This is a genomic window from Mucilaginibacter sediminis (assembly GCF_051903035.1).
In the GTDB taxonomy this organism is placed as follows: Bacteria; Bacteroidota; Bacteroidia; order Sphingobacteriales; family Sphingobacteriaceae; genus Mucilaginibacter.
This window is the reverse complement of sequence record NZ_CP170602.1, coordinates 6590156-6605626: the sequence shown is the minus strand read 5'-3', so window position 1 is coordinate 6605626 and position 15471 is coordinate 6590156. Positions and strand designations below refer to the sequence as shown.

Annotated in this window: 19 protein-coding genes; 12 read left to right on the top strand and 7 right to left on the bottom strand. The window is 42.6% G+C overall.

All coding sequences use genetic code 11. From position 1 onward, the window contains the following. Positions 1 to 87 precede the first annotated feature (87 nt). Positions 88 to 570 carry a GNAT family N-acetyltransferase gene (locus ACFGVS_RS27490; RefSeq protein WP_439696407.1) on the top strand — a complete coding sequence of 161 codons (483 nt, stop codon included), beginning with the start codon at positions 88 to 90 and terminating at the stop codon, positions 568 to 570. 7 nt (positions 571 to 577) lie between these two features. On the opposite strand, the gene ACFGVS_RS27485 is transcribed toward ACFGVS_RS27490, so the two are convergent. Beyond that, a complete protein-coding gene (locus tag ACFGVS_RS27485; protein ID WP_439696406.1) occupies positions 578 to 1315 on the bottom strand; it encodes a hypothetical protein in 738 nt (245 codons plus the stop codon). Positions 1316 to 1516: 201 nt separating this feature from the next. On the opposite strand from ACFGVS_RS27485, the gene ACFGVS_RS27480 reads away from it, so the two are divergent. Next, the gene (locus ACFGVS_RS27480) at positions 1517 to 1960 is read left to right on the top strand and encodes a hypothetical protein (RefSeq protein WP_439696405.1); all 444 of its coding nucleotides are present in this window, start codon (positions 1517 to 1519) and stop codon (positions 1958 to 1960) included. A 30-nt stretch (positions 1961 to 1990) separates the two neighbouring features. Beyond that, entirely contained in the window at positions 1991 to 2749 is a 759-nt protein-coding gene (locus ACFGVS_RS27475) for a hypothetical protein (protein WP_439696404.1), read from the top strand. A 279-nt stretch (positions 2750 to 3028) separates the two neighbouring features. Here the strand turns inward: ACFGVS_RS27475 and ACFGVS_RS27470 are convergent, their stop codons facing one another. Further along, entirely contained in the window at positions 3029 to 4912 is a 1884-nt protein-coding gene (locus tag ACFGVS_RS27470; protein WP_090652866.1) for an SPFH domain-containing protein, read from the bottom strand. Positions 4913 to 5355: 443 nt separating this feature from the next. Here ACFGVS_RS27470 and ACFGVS_RS27465 point away from each other — a divergent pair, with 443 nt between their 5' ends. The 5 genes from ACFGVS_RS27465 to ACFGVS_RS27445 all read left to right on the top strand — a co-directional run bounded on the left by ACFGVS_RS27465 (position 5356) and on the right by ACFGVS_RS27445 (position 7714). After that, positions 5356 to 5508 carry a hypothetical protein gene (locus ACFGVS_RS27465; protein ID WP_177183937.1) on the top strand — a complete coding sequence of 51 codons (153 nt, stop codon included), beginning with the start codon at positions 5356 to 5358 and terminating at the stop codon, positions 5506 to 5508. 56 nt (positions 5509 to 5564) lie between these two features. Continuing rightward, on the top strand, positions 5565 to 5972 hold the full coding sequence (locus tag ACFGVS_RS27460; RefSeq protein ID WP_439696403.1) for a lipocalin family protein: 408 nt from the start codon (positions 5565 to 5567) through the stop codon (positions 5970 to 5972). A 149-nt stretch (positions 5973 to 6121) separates the two neighbouring features. Then, the gene (locus ACFGVS_RS27455; RefSeq protein WP_439696402.1) at positions 6122 to 6667 is read left to right on the top strand and encodes an RNA polymerase sigma factor; all 546 of its coding nucleotides are present in this window, start codon (positions 6122 to 6124) and stop codon (positions 6665 to 6667) included. Next, complete coding sequence (locus tag ACFGVS_RS27450; RefSeq protein ID WP_439696401.1) at positions 6648 to 6920, top strand: hypothetical protein; 273 nt, start codon at positions 6648 to 6650, stop codon at positions 6918 to 6920. The genes ACFGVS_RS27455 and ACFGVS_RS27450 overlap by 20 nt, the downstream gene beginning before the upstream one ends. 110 nt (positions 6921 to 7030) lie before the next feature. Then, positions 7031 to 7714, top strand: a complete 684-nt coding sequence (locus ACFGVS_RS27445) for a ClpP family protease (protein WP_439696400.1) — start codon at positions 7031 to 7033, stop codon at positions 7712 to 7714. 98 nt (positions 7715 to 7812) lie between these two features. Here the strand turns inward: ACFGVS_RS27445 and ACFGVS_RS27440 are convergent, their stop codons facing one another. The 4 genes from ACFGVS_RS27440 to ACFGVS_RS27425 all read right to left on the bottom strand — a co-directional run bounded on the left by ACFGVS_RS27440 (position 7813) and on the right by ACFGVS_RS27425 (position 11306). Then, a complete protein-coding gene (locus ACFGVS_RS27440; RefSeq protein ID WP_439696399.1) occupies positions 7813 to 9039 on the bottom strand; it encodes a multidrug effflux MFS transporter in 1227 nt (408 codons plus the stop codon). Positions 9040 to 9178: 139 nt separating this feature from the next. Beyond that, the gene (locus ACFGVS_RS27435; RefSeq protein ID WP_439696398.1) at positions 9179 to 10351 is read right to left on the bottom strand and encodes a hypothetical protein; all 1173 of its coding nucleotides are present in this window, start codon (positions 10349 to 10351) and stop codon (positions 9179 to 9181) included. A 257-nt stretch (positions 10352 to 10608) separates the two neighbouring features. Continuing rightward, complete coding sequence (locus ACFGVS_RS27430) at positions 10609 to 10962, bottom strand: hypothetical protein (RefSeq protein WP_439696397.1); 354 nt, start codon at positions 10960 to 10962, stop codon at positions 10609 to 10611. 134 nt (positions 10963 to 11096) lie between these two features. After that, the gene (locus ACFGVS_RS27425) at positions 11097 to 11306 is read right to left on the bottom strand and encodes a YtxH domain-containing protein (RefSeq protein ID WP_274209371.1); all 210 of its coding nucleotides are present in this window, start codon (positions 11304 to 11306) and stop codon (positions 11097 to 11099) included. Between the two features lie 185 nt (positions 11307 to 11491). Here ACFGVS_RS27425 and ACFGVS_RS27420 point away from each other — a divergent pair, with 185 nt between their 5' ends. Further along, positions 11492 to 12247 carry a YdcF family protein gene (locus ACFGVS_RS27420; protein WP_439696396.1) on the top strand — a complete coding sequence of 252 codons (756 nt, stop codon included), beginning with the start codon at positions 11492 to 11494 and terminating at the stop codon, positions 12245 to 12247. Here the strand turns inward: ACFGVS_RS27420 and ACFGVS_RS27415 are convergent. Beyond that, positions 12244 to 12468 (bottom strand): hypothetical protein, encoded by a 225-nt coding sequence (locus ACFGVS_RS27415; protein WP_274209373.1) that lies wholly within the window; start codon positions 12466 to 12468, stop codon positions 12244 to 12246. The genes ACFGVS_RS27420 and ACFGVS_RS27415 overlap by 4 nt on opposite strands. Before the next feature lie 227 nt (positions 12469 to 12695). Between ACFGVS_RS27415 and ACFGVS_RS27410 the strand changes: the two genes are divergently transcribed. The 3 genes from ACFGVS_RS27410 (at position 12696) to ACFGVS_RS27400 (ending at position 15468) form a co-directional block, all read left to right on the top strand. Continuing rightward, positions 12696 to 13394, top strand: a complete 699-nt coding sequence (locus ACFGVS_RS27410) for a response regulator transcription factor (protein ID WP_090652854.1) — start codon at positions 12696 to 12698, stop codon at positions 13392 to 13394. Beyond that, the gene (locus tag ACFGVS_RS27405) at positions 13378 to 14763 is read left to right on the top strand and encodes a sensor histidine kinase (RefSeq protein ID WP_439696395.1); all 1386 of its coding nucleotides are present in this window, start codon (positions 13378 to 13380) and stop codon (positions 14761 to 14763) included. The genes ACFGVS_RS27410 and ACFGVS_RS27405 overlap by 17 nt, the downstream gene beginning before the upstream one ends. A 222-nt stretch (positions 14764 to 14985) precedes the next feature. Continuing rightward, positions 14986 to 15468, top strand: a complete 483-nt coding sequence (locus tag ACFGVS_RS27400; RefSeq protein ID WP_439696394.1) for a hypothetical protein — start codon at positions 14986 to 14988, stop codon at positions 15466 to 15468. The last annotated feature ends 3 nt before the right edge of the window (positions 15469 to 15471 follow it).

The following is a 15471-nucleotide window of genomic DNA, read 5'->3' as shown; positions in this document are numbered from 1 at the left end:
TTATCTGCCTTTATTTTTTAATCTGAATGGCTAATAATGCACTTTTGCCATCATAATAAACATCATAACGATCAACATTTTATCGTCATGGAAATAAGGCCGGCTACAAAACAAGATTACGACTCGATTTGGGAAATATTCTCGAACGTTACACAAAGCGGCGATACCTACGCATTTGACCCGGAAACCCCAAAGGCCGATTTAGAAAAATATTGGTTTGGCAACTCTATTCAAACGTTTGTTGCCGAAGGAGATGGCAAAATACTGGGCACCTATATATTAAAACCCAACCAGCCGGGCCTGGGCGGCCACGTTGCCAATTGCGGCTACATGGTGCATCCCGATACCCGCGGCAAAGGTGTAGGCAGCCAATTGTGCCTGCACTCGCTTGAAAAAGCTAAACAACAAGGTTACCAGGGCATGCAGTTTAACTTTGTGGTTTCAACTAACGAAAAAGCCGTAAAGCTTTGGCAAAAACACGGCTTCACCATCATCGGGACCACGCCTAAGGGATTCAGACACCGGCAATTGGGCTTTGTAGATACCTATATCATGTACAGAAACCTGTAAGTTAAACTTATTGTTTGCCTAAAACGGGTGGCGAAGCGCCCAGAACGGTATTCCTTTTATCAACCGGAATCTTTAAAAACGCTTTGTAACTGGTATCCAGATAACTAACAAGGTTAAAAGCCGCGCTAAAATAGTATTTGGTTGATGGGGTATACAGGATCAAAAAATCGTCCATGTCCTTATCTTTCAGTGGCAGGTACTTAGCAATATTTTCGGCGTTAAAAATCTTAGCTATCTCATCCTGTTGCTGCTGGTCTTTTAAAAAGGCGGCCTGCTTAGCTTTTCGTTTTTCGTCTTTTTTAAAGTAATGGAGCCTGATTGCTACGCCACCTTTGTAATACCCGGTTTTTGGATCGCGCTGGTAAACTACCGTTTGGTTATGAAAATCGGGTGCCTGGAACGAGCCTGTGTGCTTGGCTTCGGTTGCCGTAACGTTAACCTGGTTAAGCATGTTATGCTGCGGTATCAGAAAAATCTCCATTGGCTTATTGCCGGTAAGCAATACGGTATCGGCCCGGTAAAAACTGCTGCTAAATACCAGTACCTCGCCTATTTTCCCTTCAATATTAAATAGGCCACTTTTATCGGTAATGAAAACCTTGTGCGTGCCCATGTTTTCAACCTTAACGCCTTGTAGCGTTACACGTGTTTTGTTTTCAAACACAACCCCGGTTTGGATAGTTTGCCCAAGCGCTAATGCCGGAATTGAGCCGCTCAGTAGTAATAAAAGTAGATGTTTAAGCATGTTTAAAAATAAACATAAATCCGATCTGTAACTGTAACGAAATTGCATTTTAACTAAAATTAACATTTAAACGTAATTACATATACATCAGATACTTAAAGGTTATTATCTTAAAAAAAGATAAATTTTTAACTACATTTTAATTTAAAAAAGTATCTATATTTGGTTCCAGTTTTAAACCAAATACCTCCTGATCTTATTTTGAATATACTGTTACAAAGTTCGGAAACCCTGAGCGGGGGCGAATTGTTAGCTGTGCATAAATTCGCAGTCACACTATCGGAGCCCATTTTTAGAGTTGGTAAAACCAGTTTTATAAGCACTTGGTTTGCTAAAGTAAACGACCTATTACAGCAGCTAAAACTCAACATGGAGCATATCGCTCAAAGCATGCCCTTTGCTGCGCCATCAAATGCCCGGAGCGAAATTGAACAGGCACAAAACAATTTCAATTTACATAAAACCCATCTGCTCCAAAGTGGCACAAGGTTGCACAGTTACGCGGAATTTAACAGCAATAAAACATACTACAACAAACATCAATATATAGCTGTGCAGGCCGGCACTACAATTACAAAAATTGAAGACCTGGCTGAATCAAATAGAAATAATACCAACTCATTGGTATATGGCGATGTTGGCTGATGTAATATATTTACGCTCCTTACCTTTATTATGGACCAACTTGTTAATGTCAACTCATTTGAGTACAAGTACGAACGACTTGAAAACTCAGAACTTATCGCTATCATACGCAATTCAAGAAATTTTCAGCCTCTTGCTGTTGAAACGGCGTACATCGAACTTCAGCGCAGGGCCTTGCCACCCGAACAACTTAAAGAAATAAATGACGAATTTAATTTTTACCTGAAGCGAAAAGTCACCAAACAAACGCAGGAGTTAAATTCGCCCAAGCCTCAGCAAGCAAAAAAAGCGCCCGTAAATCAGCAGTTTTTTTCGGCCAAGCGGGTAATCGGCATTGTTTCGTTAACAGTTTTGGCAGTGTATTTTATCACACTCGCCGAGGGTGATACCGCCGTTTTACGCATGATTACCGAATCAAGCTCATATCGCCCATCTTTTTTGTTTGTAGTAATACCTTATTTAATGTTGCCACTGGGCGCCATTGGTTTTGGTTTAAGAAAACAACTTGGGTGGATAATGCTGTCCTGGGCAGTAATGTATAACGCGCTTAAACAGGCATATTTTTTAAAAAAGGACCTGGATATTAAATTAAATGACCGCTATGCCGATATCATATCAACAGACGAAGTTATCCGGAACCTCATTGTTATCAGTTTTTTTGTACTGATATCTGTAATAGTTTGCCTGCCCGGCATCCGCGCCAAAATGAAAACCAGCATACTAACCATGGTACTAACGATGGTTGCTGCAGTTGGCTTTTTAGCATTGCAAGTGATGAAGGTTATTTAGTTGGGTGGTGAGTAGTGGTCAGTGGTCAGTGGTCAGTGGTCAGTGGTCGAATTAAACACAAATGGCGCACCTTTCGATGCGCCATTTGTGTTTAATAATGGATGATTTTGAAATTCATTCCCATGGAGCATATCGGAGTTATAAGCAAGGCCGGGAGGGGTTTCTCCGCACGATTTACAAATACACTGCTTTTCGCCTGATTTAACCCCTACCTTCCCTTCCCCAAGGAAGGAATCGCACAGTCCCCGCCTTTTACCAACTTTCACCATTCACTCCTCACTACTCACCACTCACTGCTCCACCTTCTTCATTGGCTTTTTGCAGCTTTTTGAGCATTTCGCTGCCAATTAAGGCGTCTATAATGCCGTTGCCACCGCCTTCTTTGCCGCTTACCATTATTTCTGGTACCAGTTTAATACCATTGCTGGCAAGGGCTTCGGCTACACGCACAATGGCGTATTGTTCGGTACCCATGGCTTCGGTTTTTTGTTTGGTAACTTCGGCTTCGGCCATACCTATGGCTTTAATTTTAGCACCTTCGGCCAAACCATTCACTTCGGTGGCGTTTGCATCAGCCTTGGCGTTCACGGTTTTTGCTTCTGCATCGGCCTTGGCAATCGTAATCCTTACTTCGGCATCCGCTTTTGCGTTAATGGTTTTTGCCTCGGCCTCACCACGTGATGCGGCAACCCTTGAGGCAGCCATTTGTGTATTTATCTCAACCTGGCGGGTCGATTTTACAACCTCCGGCTGCATATCGGCACCGGCACGGGCGCTTTCAAATTCCTTACGTTCAATTTGCGCATGGCGTTGTATCTCGTAAGTTACTTTTTCCTGTTCGGCTATTTTACGGTCGGTTAAGGTTTTCATCAAAGCGGCTGGCGGCACTATGTCGCCAATCAGGGTATCTACACCTATTACATTGTAGCTTTGCAGTACGGTGCTAATGTGTTCTTTAGCATCATTTTGCCTTTCAATACGGTTGGCTAAAAAGCCGATAACATCGCTCCGTTGGGCCGAGTTACGGAAATAGTTGGCAATGGTAGGCTCCAATACCTGCGATACCAGGTTTTTCATTTTACCAAAACGTGCTATCACCTTTGGTGCTTCGTTACGCGGAACGTGTATAATTTGTGACACATCAAGATTGAAGGTAAAACCATCTGATGACCTTACGGTAATAGTACACAGGTTTTTATCCAGCTCATGCGCCTCGGTACGGCTATCGGCCCAGTTAAGCACGATGTTGGTAGTTGGCACAATTTCAACCGCGTGGGTATAAATGTTTACGGGGTGTTTACCAGGGTCAAGTGGCTCATCCCAAACGCCTTTTTCGTTACGTTTTACAATATTACCATGTTTAAAGGCATCACCGCTGGTATCCTTACCTTCGGGGCCAACAAAGGAGTTAACAACGCCTACATAACCAATGGGTATGTATATCATATCTACCTGCTCCACAATTACAAACCAGGGGTTAAGGTAATAAGTACCGGCCAGGATAACATCTTCCTGCAAACCCTTGCGGCCACCAGCGTTGATGAACGCTATAGGATCCTGGTAGTTCTTATGCCCTTCTACCGAGTAGCCGGCAATTTCGCCTTTGGCCAGCGGCTCACCATCAAGCGTGGTAATAATACCTACTTTGTTTTCCTGGATCTGGGTAATAGGTACCGTTACAATCTCGAACAAGAAAGTATTGATACGGTAACTACCCGGCGTAAGGAAAGCGGCCTGAGGGCCCTTTTGACCGTTGTTATCAAGGAACGCAATAGCATCCTGGAATTTATCGCAGTTTACCGGTTTACCAAGCACACGGCCTGTATCAAAGGATGCACCGTCCTTTGCTTTTACCAGCCCGAGCTTGTTTTGCTCAATAATGGTAAAGGGTTCCATGGTAATACCATACTGCCAGGGCCACATGCCCCAGTACAGGCCTGGCGCAAGCGCTTTGGCCTGCATACCGGCCTCGCCATTGGTGGCAATGATACGTCCGTCGGGCAACCGCGATTTACTTGACAAGGTAAACTTTTTAACCACCAGGCCAATACGGTCATCGGGGACGATCACCATCCCAAAGAATACGCGTAAAACAAATTTGTACAGTACCAATAATAAAATTAGGGGCACGGCATAAAAAAGCATAACAATTGATTTGTCCATTTTTTTAAGATTTAGAATTTAATTTTTTTTTGATTTTTTTAACGGAACCCTTAAGGTGCGGGCCCTCACAATACTAAGTAGCATACCTTTTGGAAGGGAGTCCTTGGCTATTTAGTGTCATTTAGACAGTTACGGTTATAGGTTGTTACAACAATTTTAAAAAATATTTTTGGATTTGGGAATTCGAATGTTCGATTTCGGATTTATTTAAATCAAGAAGTTTTGAAAGTGGTAAAATTTTGCAAAATTCCAACAGGAAAATGATAAGCTCATGAAAGACAACAGGGTGGCCTCAGAAGCTAAAAGCCCACAGAACCAAAGTGTTGAAAAATCTTGATACTTGATACTAACTACCTGATGCTCCCTTCATCTACTTTAAATAATTGCAAACAAATCCAAATCGCCAGGAGTTAAAATGTAATACAGCTAAAAACTTTATGATCATGGCCACATCCAATAAAATCACTCCAAAAAAAGTAAGCCCCGATACCAGCAAGCAGGCTAAAAATGAACTCAAAACCGACTTCCCCATGAGCGAAAAAGACGAAGTAAAAAAAGCCGAAGAACGAATGAAAAAACAAACGAAAGGCAAATAATTTTCCTGTTTATTTTAACAGCAATTTTATAGCTTAGGCAAACAATTGTCCCCATCATGATTAAACATAGCTTTTTATTGTTTGCTGTTGTATTGCTGTTCATTACCGCATGCAAGCCGTCGGTTTCAGTTACTACCCTTACCGGCAAATGGAAATATGTAAAGATAGAGCACCCCAATGCCAGCCCTCCGGATACCATGAAAAAGGCCGACCTTGATGAGGTAGCGCCATACATCCAGTTTACGCCCGAAATGAAGTTTTTGATTGTATGGGGTGGTAAATTCCTCTCGCACGGAACTTTCACATTAGACGGCGGCAATATGAACATAACCGAAGCTCTACCCGATGGTAAAATACGTAATTATGTTTTCACCGTATCGGAACTGACGGAAAACAAAATAGTTTTTGAAACTATCGGTGTTGATGGATCGAAGGTGACGGCCTTAAGGGCCAGTAAATTCTGAGGGCGGTTGTTTGTGGCGTGAGGTGTGGTTTGTGTTGTGTGCGGCATGGTTCGGGCTAACAGAAAATAGTTGAACCGTTGTTCAAAATTTTTCTTTCAAAAAAGGTGATATATCTTCCCTAACTTGCACATAGTAATAAACAGTAAACAATGGATACAGTTAAATTACAGGAGCAGGCGCAGCAAAGGCAGGAGCTTTTTGTCGGGCTATATAAAAAGGTATTCCCAGCTGTAGCAAAGTACGTGGCCCGCTGCGGGGGCTCGTTTGATGAGGCTAAAGATGTTTTCCAAGATGCCTTATTAAGCTATTACGAAAAAACAGCACAGACCGGGTTATCTGTTAATAATAGCGACGGCGCTTATATTTACGGTACGGCCCGGTATCTTTGGATAAAACGTTATAAAGAAGGCGGGCAAACCTCGCAGTTAAATGAAGCTCTTATCGTCAACACTGCGGAGGAAAGCATCTGTTTAACTGATGATAACAAATTGCTCAACTTTTTAGAATCTGCCGGCAAACGTTGTATGGAACTGCTACGCTCGTTTTATTACGACAAACTGCCCATGACCCAGATTGCCGAAACATTTGGCTTCTCGGGCGTACGATCGGCCACGGTGCAGAAATATAAGTGCATAGAAAAAGTAAGGGAAACCGTTAAACAAAAAGCATTAACCTATGAGGACTTCCTTAAATAACATAGCCCGGATAGAAGTACACCTGCTTGGCAGCCAAAAGCCCACGGATGCTTTACTGTTTGAAGCCAGGTTATTGCTGGATGACAGCCTGCAGGTTGATGTATCCGCCCAAAAACAAGTATATAGCATGGTACGGCAGTATAGCCGCAAACAATTAAAACAAGAGATAGAGGCAGCTCATGAGCAACTATTCAGCCAGCCCGAACATCTGAGCTTCAAACAAAAGATTACCCGGTTATTTTTTAAGTCTTAAGTCGAAAGTATTAAGTCTTAAGCCCAGGGTCTTAATCGACAAAAAAACAAGACTTATGACTTAGTGCTTCCGACTTAAAACTCACCACTCACTACTCACCACTTTAAATCATGAATATTGATAAACAGGAATTCCGCAAATATGCGGTCATGCACCATGCTATTGCCGGTTCGCTGGTAGATAACTACATCTCAGGAGTCGAAAAAAGTGCCTTGCCAACGGCCATGACGCCCTATATTACCGAAGAGCGCGAAATGCGCGTAGCCCAGATGGATGTGTTTTCGCGCCTGATGATGGACCGCATCATTTTTATGGGCCAGGCCGTTGACGATAACGTGGCTAACATTATCCAGGCGCAACTGCTTTTCCTGCAGTCGACAGATGCTAAAAAAGATATCCAGATGTACATTAACTCGCCCGGTGGCTCGGTATACGCCGGCCTGGGTATTTACGACACCATGCACTTCATCAGCCCCGATGTGGCTACTATTTGTACGGGCATTGCCCTATCCATGGGCGCGATATTATTATGCGGTGGCGCCGCGGGCAAAAGAGCTGCTTTAAAGCATTCGCGCGTAATGCTGCATCAACCATCAGGCGGGGCACAGGGCATGGCATCAGATATTCAGATAGCTGCGCAACAAATATTACTAATGAAACAGGAATTGTATGAAATAGTTGCTAAACACAGCGGCCAGCCATACGAAAAAGTGTACCAGGTATCTGACAGGGATTATTGGATGATAGCATCCGAAGCCAAAGAATTTGGGATAATTGATGAGGTGCTGGTGTAGGCAGATGTGCAGGTGAAGGGATTACTTATCGGCAAAAGACTTACGAAGTTTTAAAAACTTCGTAAGTCTGCAATTCGGTCAAATATGATATCAAACTTTCAATGCGCCGCCATCGCCGCCCCGGCCACTGCTTCCACTTTGTTCTTAATAAACCTCTTCCCTACAAATAATACTACAAAAGCCACAACCGAGGATGCCGCCATAACACCGGCCATAGGCAATGTGCCCTGGTTTTGAATAAGTGTGATGCCGTATGATGCAAGCGCCCCGATTGCCATTTGTAGCGCCCCCATTAATGCCGATGCCGAGCCTGCGTTTTTGGTAAACGGTGCCAACGACAAGGCAGACGCGTTGGGGCTGGAAATGCCAACACAACACAAAACACCAAATATCATAACTATTGTACCGGCCATACCAAACCAGCCATTTAATGATCCTGTTAAAAACACTGCCGAAATAATGACCAGGCAAATCACTGTAACGTTTATAATTCGCTCGCTTTTATAATACTTAACCAACAGGCTGTTCACCTGGCTTGCTCCAATAAAGCCAATTGATAGTCCGCCGAAAACCCATCCGAATGCACCTTTGCTTATCTTAAAAATTCCGATAAAAACAAGCGATGACGATGCCACATAGGTAAACAAACCAGCGAATATAAAGGCGCCGCTTACCGCATAAGTAAAAAATTGAGGTTCTTTTATAACAGCCAAGAAGTTGGTGATGATGGGTACAGGCTTAAGCGAATAAGTAGGATCGGGCTTATAACTCTCGGGCAGGAAGAAAAACACAGCAATAAATATGAGTACAGCTATCACGGTAAGTACCAAAAATATGGCCTGCCATTCAAAATGATTAACTATAGCGGTGCCCGCGGTTGGGGCAAGCATGGGCGAGGCGCCCAACACCAGTATAAGCAGGGCAAACACTTTAGCATTATCTTTTACCGGGAATAAGTCGCGCACCATGGTCATTGCTGCCACGGTTGCAGCACAGCCTCCAATGGCCTCAAAAAACCGCATTCCCACAAGTATCGGTAGTGAAGTCGAAAAAAAACAACCGATAGAAGCAACTATGTACAAAATGAGGCCGAAATAAAGGGGGCGTTTGCGGCCAAACCTGTCAAGTAACGGCCCATATAATAGTTGGCCGGCCGATATCCCGATAAAAAAGCTCGACATGGTCAGCGTCATCTGCTCGGGGCTGGTATGTAAATACGCGGCAATGGTATCAAAAGCCGGCAAATACATATCAATTGAAAATGGCGCCAAAGCCGTAAGCGAACCTAATATCAGGATAAGGAAAAAGTATCTTTTGTTAGTCATGTGGCGTTATTTGTTCATAGGTTATGGTTCATAGTTCATGGTAGCCGTACTGCCGTGAATTAATTAAAACGTTGCTATTTTTGCCTGATAATTTTTTGAAGCAGCCATGATCCATGAACTATCAACCATGAACTCTTCGCTAAAACGTTTCGCCTAAATTAAGGTTTATCGACGAATAGTTACGGCTTACGCCATAATCAAGGCTAATATTTGTACCAGATTTTTTATTGAATTTAAACCGCAGGCCGGTGCCACCCGCGGGGTGCCAGTAGGTAAATTTATAGGTATCCGGTTCGGTTACCGAGTTCACGTTGGCAAATAAAACAAAACCCAGCAGGCCGTTGCGGGTAATATCACGGCGATATTCGGTTTCAAAATAAGCCAGCCGCTGGCCGCGGTAACGGTTTTGCTGAAAACCCCTGCCCGATCGTTGATATGGCTCCCAGCCTAAACTGGGCAGGTTTAAATAAGGAGTGCCCGGCGTAAGCGATGTCCAGTAATACGTCCAGAATGCCAGTACATTTTTTGGGCCCGAATTAGTTAGCGAAACATACTTACGCAAATCGATGTATAACGATTGCCAGTTGGTATGGCTCCCCAGTACTTTGGTATTAAACCGGTACGACACGTTAGCATAAACCCCTGGCAAAGGGTCAATTGAGTTTCTGCGTGTATCATATAACAAATTCAGGGTGGCTCCCGATGAAAATGCATCCTGGCCAGTTGCGGTACCATACTTGTACTTGGTAAAATCGCGCAGGGTTTGTTCACCCTGGCTATCTATATCGGCATAATAATCAAGATTATACCCCACGCCGGCATAAAAATAAGGTTTTATTCTTTTTAGCACAGTTTGGTAAAGGCGTATGTAATTATAATCAACCAAAAATTTGTCGTGGTTGTTCATATTGCCCCCAAGGCCCCAGGTATATTGGGGGTAAACCAGTAAACGAATATCGCCTATAACGTTCCACTGATTATCTTTAAGCCAAACACTTGAACGAATCGGCAAGCCGTACCGCCCTTTAAGGTTAAAATAAGGGGTAAATACAACGGTAGAAAGATTGGTAGTCTTTTGATCGCCCAGGTAAAAGCCTGCTGTAGTTGAGGTAAACAGTGCTCTGCCTCCGCTCCGGCCGTCAGATGTTGAGATAGGCAGAAAAGAGAAATAAAATTTCTTCTTCTCGGTAACCGATACCTTCCGTGGCTTAACATTAAATACCGACCGGAAAACATCTATTAGGTCCCGCTGCGGAATAGTATCCGTTGGCCTTCTTGCTGTATCGGCTTTAGGCCTGCCGGTTTGTGCCATTATAGCAAAAGGTATTAAACAAAACAATAATGCTACAAACGTTTTACCCATTATTTATTCAACGTAATATGTACACCTGCTGTTTGGCATTGTTGCCTGTAAAACCAAACTTTTAACGAATAACCCGTCTTTAACGCATTTATTAAGCAAATTTTATTTTACACTTTGCTGATGATAGCACTCACTTAAGATAATAAAAAAAGCCCGCGGTTGTAGTAAAACCGGGGCTTTTAAATAAATTTAACTTTTTTTAACCTTTATTGGTACTTAATCGTAGTTACAGTAGTTGTTTTGCTGTATGGATGCGCGTGATGCCTTGGGTGGGCTTTACGCCAAGCAATACGGCGGGCGCGCTCTTTTTTTTCCCTTGCCCGGCGGGTTTCATTACCTATAATGTAGCCACCGCCCGCACCTATGGCACCACCAATTAAAGCACCGCCAACATTATGGCCTATCAGGCCACCTGCAACGGCACCACCGGCACCTCCTATTATAGCGCCCTTACCCTGGTCGCTTATTCCCTTTTTCTTTGTAGTTTGAGCCTGGGTGTTTTGCGCAAACGTTAATAACATTGCGAAAAACAGGCATGCAAATATGATTAGCTTTTTCATGGTATAATGTATCTGATAAGTGTTAATAATTATCACCTATACAAATAGCAGGCCAAACATTCAGTTTCAGATAGTGCCCCCTTGACCACTGCCTGGTTTTTAACTACTCAACTCAATCTACAATAGCCCATAAACTAATAACGCGTATTATCCCTGAAGTTTTGTGCGCGTACAGCAATTTGTTGTAAAGTAAGCTCGCTATATTTTTTTGCCCGATCAAACCATTCGGGCGCCTCGTCGGCCAGGTTATCGACGATTGATTTTCCGTCAGGTCCTTTTTTTGTAACGTAATTTATGCCATAAGCAACTGCAGCGCCAATAGCAAGTGTTTTTATAATGCCCATATTTTTAGTGTTTTATTTAATAAGTATATGACAATGATGGTGCCAGTTTGTTACGTGGCGCCTATGCTTAGAGTTTTATAACTACAAATAGTTTAATGCGTATACAGGCAATAATAACGCTTAGTCCCGGCGTTGTTTAATGACAATTTCCATGTTCTTTGTTTTTAACTATTTTTACCACAACTATGTTTTTTATCCTGTCAAAAGTACTATCATTTTTGCTGCTGCCTGTTCTATATGTTTTTGTTTTGTTGCTTATTGCTGTACTATCAAAAAAGCCAAGGTTAAAACGCAGGTGTCTAATTTGGGGTGTTGCATTGTTTTGGATATTTTCGGCCCCGGTATTTTTAAACCTGCTGGCCAGGGCGTGGGATATTGCTCCGGCCAAACTGCAGCCAGGCAAAACATACAGCGCTGCCATAATTTTAGGCGGTTTTACAAGTGAAAACAAACATGGCAAAGGAGTATTTAACTGGGCCGCCGACCGGTTTATACAAGGCGTTTTACTACAGCGGAGAGGTAAGGTAAAAAAAATAGTGATATCGGGTGGCAACAGCAATCTTGTTCCAGGCGCTTTCAGGGAAGCAGATTTTGTATTTCAGCAGCTTCGGGCTCTACAGATACCCGATAGTTGCATATTGATAGAGAACCAGGCCCGAAACACACTTGAAAATGCATCATTAACCAAAACATTGTTAATCAAAAACAAGCAACAAGGTCCTTATCTGCTGGTAACTTCGGCCTTTCACATGCGCAGGGCCATTCAAATTTTTAAAAGCCAGCATGTTGATGTAATTCCGTATTCATGCAATGTAATAGCAGGCGATGTACAATGGTCGTTTTTTGAGTTTATGCCCAGCGCCGAAATTTTAAACAGATGGAGCTTTTACATAAAAGAAATTGTTGGCTTTGCAGTTAACTATATAATAGGCAAGGGCTAATTGATACCCAATTTCAACTCGCCGCCGCTATCCTGCGCTTTGTTATTCGTATTCCAGTCGTTTATGTCTATTAACCCTGGTAGGGTTTGGTAGTGTGTGCTGTCTTTAGGGCACCGTACCGTAAATTTGCTTCCTTTACTTTGTTCAATTACGGGACGGCTACCACATATGATGCAATTCTCACAAATTACTGAAGGTTGTATGCTAATAAATTTGCCCATTTGACTGTTAATTTGGCTCTTGCTTCTTTAATTTAATAAACCTACTATGATATATTTTTGTACCAGCGGTTAAAATCGGCTTCATAAACTAAATTGATATGCCGATGGCGGTTTTTAAGTGGCACAAATGGATTTTACAATGATAGCTTATATTTCAATAACAATAGTAGTCAACAAATTATTTAATTATTTTGGCAAACAATGCGTTTAAATCAAATTAGCTGTTTATGGGGATATTATTAGTTGAGGATGAACCAAATGTGGTATCGGTAGTTAAACGCGGCCTTACCGATTATGGCTTTGAAGTAAGTGTTGCAGCTAATGGCGCAACGGGTTTACAAATGGCGCTTGATCATGACTTTGACCTTGTTATACTTGATGTAATGCTGCCCGTAATGGATGGCATACAGGTTTGTAAACACATCAGACAGCAAAAAAAGATGATACCCATCATTATGCTTACTGCACTTGACTCTACCGAGAACATTGTAAGCGGCCTGGACAGCGGGGCAGATGACTATATGGTAAAACCATTTAAAATTGCTGAGCTTGCTGCCCGCCTGCGCACCCTACTGCGCCGCGGCGGAAGCGAAACGTTAGCAAATAACACCTATACAATAGGCAACCTGGTGCTCAATACCGAATCGAAAATAGCTTACCGCAGCAACGAAGTATTAAAACTCACAGCTACCGAATACCGGCTACTTGAATATTTTGTAAAAAATCAGAAAAAGGTACTATCCCGGATCCAGATCCTGGAAAATGTTTGGGATATTGATTTTAATATGGGGACCAATGTGGTAGATGTTTATGTAAACTATCTGCGTAAAAAACTGGAGAAAAACGGCGGCTCCAACCTCATCCATACGGTGTTTGGTATGGGTTACCTGATGAAAGAGGGCGATACTGATGAAGATACAAAGTAAAATAACATTACTATTCCTGCTACTGTCGGGCGGCATACTTATACTGCTTAACGCATCCATTTTTTACCTGGTTTACAAATTCAACTTCGATGATTTTTATAAACGGCTGGAAGCCCGCGTAAACATAGCGGCCGAAGTGCAGCTATCACCAGGCGCCAAAAGCAAAGCCACTTTAGAGGTACGTAACAAATACCTGGAGAAACTGGATTCGGAAAAAGAGTATTTTTTAGCGGTAGATAGTAACAAAAAGGTGCATGCAAGTGCCGGCATTGCCCAGGTTTTTATCGAAGATATATTAATGACTGGCCAGGCTCATTACAGGCACGATAATACTTTTTATGCCGGCTCACTGTTCAAAAAAGGCAATGCGGGTTATGTTGTTATTGTTTCGGCATCAAACCCGGCTGGTTTCCAGGAACTAAAAGACCTTCAAAAAATATTGCTGTATGGCTTTTTACTGGCCATGATATTGGTATATTTTGTAGGCAAAATTTTTTCTTTCTACACCTTTCAGCCGGTGCGGCGAATCATCAACAATGTAAAAAACATTACAGCCAATAACCTCCATTTCCGACTGGACGAACTGGCCGGAAAAGACGAAATAGCCGAACTATCCCTTACATTTAATGATATGCTTAACAGGCTTGAAACAGCCTTTGAAACACAAAATAATTTTGTAAGCAATGCATCGCACGAGTTGCGCACCCCCCTAACCATCATATCATCTGAGCTTGAACTGGCTTTAAACAAACAAGACCTGAACACGCATCAACGCGGGGTTTTAAACACGGTGTATGCCGAATCGGAAAAACTGGGCCAGATCCTGAACAGCCTGCTTACGCTGGCCCAATCGGGTTTTGACGGCAAAAGACAAAACTGGGAAAGCATACGCATGGATGAACTTCTGTTAACCGCCTCTGAATCGGTTAAACGAATAAACCCTGAGTGCAATATATATATCAACCTTGAAAACTTACCTGCTGATGAAAACCTGCTTTACGTAAAAGGAAACAGCAATTTGTTGCGGTTGGCCATTAACAATATAATTAGCAACGCTTGCAAATACTCAGACAACCGGCCGGTGACAGTTAGCCTGTTAGCAGAAAACAACAGAGTTATTATTGCCATTAAAGACCAGGGCATCGGCATTCCCCAAACCGAGCTTCAGCATATATTCGAGCCTTTTTTCCGCGCCTCAAACGCACACGGGTACGAAGGCCATGGCGTGGGGTTGCCATTAACACTTAACATCATCCGCCTGCACAAAGGCAGCCTGGGCATTAGCTCGGAAATTAGTGTAGGTACCGAGATTAAGGTGTTTTTGCCGGTGGAGCCTCAACCTGCCCACTCCAAAGGCCAGGGTTCTTAAAAAATAAAGTTAAAACGATTCTTGAATATGCAAATCAAAAGTTCTCTCCTTTGTAAAGGATTATTCGCACTATGATGCTTTTGGGCGCTCATGAATGCTGTTTAGGTGAGGCTATGAGCATTCTAATCAAATTCTAATAACTTTCTTATATCCTCCTAATTATTGGCTGCTACACTTGTATCAAACAAAACATACAAGGTTTCACCATTAATTAAAATTACCATGAAAACGTTATTAATCCCTACCGATTTCACCCAGCAGTCTATCCAGGATATTCCTGCTTTGGCCCAGGTTTTTTACCCCGAAAAGGTAAACATTGTGTTGGTACACATGCTGAAAATTACCGATAACATGAGCGAATTGCTGATGCTATCGCGCCGCAGTGTGGAGTACCGGCAAATTCCAGATAATTTTTATATCAGGTGCCGCGATATCGAAAACAAATACAGCCATGTCATCAACAATATTGCTATCACTTTTTTTTATGGCAGCACGGTTGCAGTTTTCAATAATTTCCTGGAAGCTAATGAAATTGACGCCATTGTGCCTGCACATGACAATTACGAGTTGCTTTTTAAAAACAGCATAGCACCGCAAATGCTTTTTGATAAATGCGATACAGCCCTTATAAAATTACCTAAAACGCCGGGCACTTTGGCAGATGTGGTTATAGAGGAGCCTGTTTTAACTGAACAAGAATCATAAATT